This is a genomic window from Clavibacter sp. MX14-G9D, from assembly GCF_032917815.1.
GTDB classification, from domain to species: Bacteria; Actinomycetota; Actinomycetes; order Actinomycetales; family Microbacteriaceae; genus Clavibacter; species Clavibacter michiganensis_K.
Genome location: NZ_JAVCVL010000247.1, coordinates 1 through 3,719, shown reverse-complemented (window position 1 = coordinate 3,719; position 3,719 = coordinate 1). Strand labels below are relative to the sequence as shown.

The following is a 3,719-nucleotide window of genomic DNA, read 5'->3' as shown; positions in this document are numbered from 1 at the left end:
GGGGGGGGGGGGCGCCGGGAGCGGGGGGGGCGGGTCCGCGCGACGGGCCGGGACGGCGACGGCGCGGCCGTCGAGGTGTCCGCGGCAGTGGTCGTCGGGGCGGACGGCACGCGCGGCGCGGTGCGCGGGCTCCTCGGGATCGGGGTCGACGGGCGCGTCCTGCCGGACCGCTTCCTCATGGGCGACGCCCCGGACGCCACGGGCTCGGGGGACGACGCGGTGGTCACGCTGCACCCGGACGGCGTCGTCGAGTCGTTCCCGCTGCCGGGCCTCCGGCGCCGCTGGGTCGTCGGGATCCGCGACGGGCAGGGCGCTCCGGGCACCGCGGAGGACCTCGCCCGCATCGTCCGCGACCGCACCGGGCACGCGGTGGACCCGGCGACGCTCGAGACCGTCAGCGCGTTCGGCGTCCGCCGGCGGCTCGCGCGGCGCATGGCCTCCGGGCGCGCCCTGCTGATCGGGGACGCCGCCCACGAGATCAGCCCCATCGGCGGGCAGGGGATGAACCTCGGCTGGCTCGACGCCGACGCCCTGGCGCCCCTCCTCGTGGACGCCGTCCGGCACCGTGGCGGCCTCCTCGACAGGCGCCGGGTCGCGGCCTGGGAACGGGACCGCCGGGCGAGCGCGCGGCGCGCTGCCGTGCAGTCCGAGATCAACACGGCGCTCGGCCGGCCGGTGCGCGGTCTCACGCGGCGCGTCCGCGATGCGGGGCTCCGGGCCGTGCTCGCCTCGCCCGCCGCGGGGGCGCTCGCCTCCGTCTACGCCATGGGGCGGGACAGGGCCGCGCGCGTCAGGTGAGGCGGGTGGCGTTCACCGCGACCTGGGCGACGAGCAGCAGCGACGCCGCCATGATGAGCTGGAACAGCAGGCGGCCGGGCGGCCGGGTGACGACGCGCACCGCGCCCGCCGCCGCGATGCCGAGCGTGACGACGAGACCCGCCACGGCGACCGGGGTGACGGCGTGCGCCGGGTCCGCGATCACCGGCCCGGCGGCCGCGACGACGGCGCCGAGGGCGAGCGCCCCGAACGCGACGAGACCCGAGGGCACCCGGCCGAGGCGGTGCGGGAGTCCGCGGACGCCCGTGCGGGCGTCGTCGTCGAGGTCGGGCAGCACGTTGGTGAAGTGGATGGAGACGCCGAGCACCGCCCCGGTGGCCACCGCCCACGCGGCCGCCGGCACCGGATCCTCCGCGCCCAGCGCCACGACCGTCGGCAGGATGCCGAAGGCGACGACGAACGGGACCACGCTGAGGGCCGTGCGCTTGAGGCCCGCGTTGTAGGCCCACCCGGATCCCACGAGCACGACGTGCGCGAGGAGGAACGCCGGGCCCAGCGCGGCGGACGCGACCAGGCACGCCGCCGCGGTGCCGAGCGCCGCCGCCCGCACCTGGCCGTCCGTGACCTCCCCGCGCGCGACGGGCTTGTCGGCGCGGGCGACGCTGCGGTCGCGCTCGGCGTCGATCCAGTCGTTGGAGAGCCCGATGGACAGCTGCCCGAGGAGCACCGCGACCGCGACCGCGACCACGCGCCCCGCCCCGTAGCCGAGGGCGACGGCGAGACCGGCCGCCAGCACCGTGACGGTGGCGGTGGGTCCCGGGTGGGAGGAGAGGGCGAGGAGCCGCAGCCGCCGGATCACGCGAGCGTCAGCCCGTAGCAGCGCGAGCCCTCGGAGTCGGCGTAGGCGCCGAAGCGGGGGATCTCCGCCCAGCCCTCGCGGTGGTAGAACCGCATGGCGTCCGGCTGCTCGGATCCGGTCTCGAGCACCAGGTCGACCACCCCGAGATCGCGGGCCGCCGCCTCGAGGGCACGGAGGAGGGCGGTGGCCACCCCGGTGCCGCGCGCCGACGGCACGACGTACATGCGCTTCAGCTCGGCCCACGGGACGCCGGGGGAGCGCTCGCCGAGCAGCCGGATCCCGCCGCATCCGACGGGAGCACCGGTCGCGTCGCGGGCCACGAGGAACGCGGCCACGTCGGCGGCGGTCGGCTTCGTGCCGGGCTCGGTGTCGCCGCCGTAGCGGACGTCGAGCTCGACGCGCTGGGCGGCGCGGAGGAGGGTCGCGTCCTCGTCGTCCCAGTCGACCCGGGAGATGGTGCAGTCCATGCGTCGATCCTGCCGCACCGGCCGGGTCCGCCCGACCGCGGCCGATAGCCTTCCGGGATGAGGATCCGCCCCGCCGAGCCCCGCGACATCGACGACCTGCTCGCGATCCGCAACGACGCCATCCTCCGCTCCACGGCGCTCTGGACCGACGAGCCGGTGGACCGCGCGGAGCGCGCGTCGTGGTTCCGGGAGACGACGGAGGCGGGCGACCCGATCCTCGTCGCGGAGGTCGACGGCGAGTTCGCGGGCTACGGCACCTACGGGCCGTGGCGACGGATGTCCGGCTACCGGTTCTCCGTGGAGGACTCGGTGTACGTGCGCGACGCGTTCCACGGCCGGGGCATCGGCCGGGCGCTCGTGGAGGCGGTCGTCGAGCACGCGCGGCAGGCCGGCAAGCACGCGGTCTTCGCGGACATCGAGGCGGGGAACGCGGGATCCATCCGGTTGCACGAGCGCCTGGGCTTCCGCCAGGTGGGGCTCCTGCCCGGCATCGGCTGGAAGTTCGGGCGGTCGCTGGACCTCGCGATCCTGCACCTGCCGCTCGTCGACGACGTGACGGCCGTGGAGGCGGAGCGCGACTGAGACGAGCGGCAGACCGTCGAGAGGCCCGGCACGCGTAGACGACGGCGGGAGGCGCGGACGGTCGAGGGGCCCGGCATGCTCGGACGGCAGGGGGCGGACGGTCGAGAGGCCCGGCACGGGGCGCGGGAACGCCACGGGTGCCGGGCCTCTCCGGTGACCTCGGCCCTTCGGGGGGACGGGGAGATCGCCGTGGTCCGGGAGCCGTCCAGTCCGGGGGGGGGGGGATGGACGGACGGGCTCGTCGGGTTGCGAACGCCTGGCCCAAGGGGGGGGTAAGGGCCGTGCGCTCGATATGAACCCTACCCGGGTCCCCCATAATGCGGACACCGGGGGATGGCCCCAGAAAGAGGGGCGCGCGTCAGTCGTGCGACTCGTCGAGCTCGCGGCCGCCGACGGCACCATCGAGGAGCTGCTCTGGCACCTCTGGGAGGGCTCCGGCCTCGCGAAGCCGTGGTTCGAGCAGGCGCTGCAGACCGGCATCGTCGCGGACCAGGCGAACCGCGACCTCGACGGCGTCGTCGCGCTGTTCACGGCGGCGCGCCGCTTCGTGGAGCGGAACCCGGGCCGGCCCGCCTCCGACTTCGTCGAGGAGCTGCTCGGCGCGGAGGTGCCGGAGGACACGCTCTCGCCCCAGCCGCTCGCCGACACCGTGCTCGTGGCCACCCCGTCGGCGGTCGTCGGCGCCGGCTACGAGGTCGTCGCCGTCGCCGCCCTGCAGGAGGGCGTCTGGCCGAACCTGCGGCTGCGCGGATCCCTGCTGCACCCCCAGCGCCTCTCCGCGGTCGCCCGCGGCCTCGACCGGGCAAACGTGGACGAGCGCGCTGAGGTCCTCGGCGACGAGCTGCGGATGCTCGCGCTCGCCGTCTCGCGGGCGTCGCGCGCGGTCGTCCTGAGCGCCACGGCCAACGACGAGGAGGCGCCGTCCCCGTTCCTGCGCCTCGTGCCGCCCGCCCCGGGACTCGCCGAGGCGGAGGCCGGCGCCGACGCCGGACGCGTCGCGCAGGACGCGCCGGCCGCGCTGCGGATCCGCCCCG

The 3,719-nt window shown here is 76.9% G+C and carries 4 protein-coding genes and 1 pseudogene; 3 read left to right on the top strand and 2 right to left on the bottom strand.

What is annotated here, in order from left to right; all coding sequences use genetic code 11:
• Positions 1 to 798, top strand: a 798-nt coding sequence (locus Q6969_RS14040; RefSeq protein ID WP_317230993.1) for an FAD-dependent monooxygenase, incomplete at its 5' end; no start/stop codon positions are given.
• Here Q6969_RS14040 and Q6969_RS14035 read toward each other — a convergent pair.
• Together Q6969_RS14035 and Q6969_RS14030 are read right to left on the bottom strand one after the other, a co-directional pair.
• Entirely contained in the window at positions 791 to 1,636 is an 846-nt protein-coding gene (locus tag Q6969_RS14035) for a UbiA family prenyltransferase (protein WP_317230992.1), read from the bottom strand. The two genes, Q6969_RS14040 and Q6969_RS14035, sit on opposite strands and share 8 nt — an antisense overlap.
• Positions 1,633 to 2,103: a GNAT family N-acetyltransferase gene (locus tag Q6969_RS14030; protein ID WP_317230991.1), complete on the bottom strand. Its 471-nt coding sequence runs from the start codon at positions 2,101 to 2,103 to the stop codon at positions 1,633 to 1,635. Before Q6969_RS14030 ends, Q6969_RS14035 begins: the two co-directional genes overlap by 4 nt.
• A 57-nt stretch (positions 2,104 to 2,160) precedes the next feature.
• Between Q6969_RS14030 and Q6969_RS14025 the strand changes: the two genes are divergently transcribed.
• Positions 2,161 to 2,685, top strand: coding sequence for an N-acetyltransferase family protein (locus Q6969_RS14025; RefSeq protein ID WP_317230990.1), 525 nt, complete (start codon positions 2,161 to 2,163; stop codon positions 2,683 to 2,685).
• A gap of 364 nt (positions 2,686 to 3,049) precedes the next feature.
• A pseudogene (locus Q6969_RS14020) lies at positions 3,050 to 3,719 on the top strand (ATP-dependent helicase); the annotation flags it as partial.

What these genes read in the sequence shown, in the direction of transcription:
- Q6969_RS14030 (WP_317230991.1), bottom strand. Translation starts at nt 2,103, where the DNA reads ATGGACTGCACCATCTCCCGGGTCGACTGGGACGACGAGGACGCGACC.
- Q6969_RS14025 (WP_317230990.1), top strand. Translation starts at nt 2,161, where the DNA reads ATGAGGATCCGCCCCGCCGAGCCCCGCGACATCGACGACCTGCTCGCG.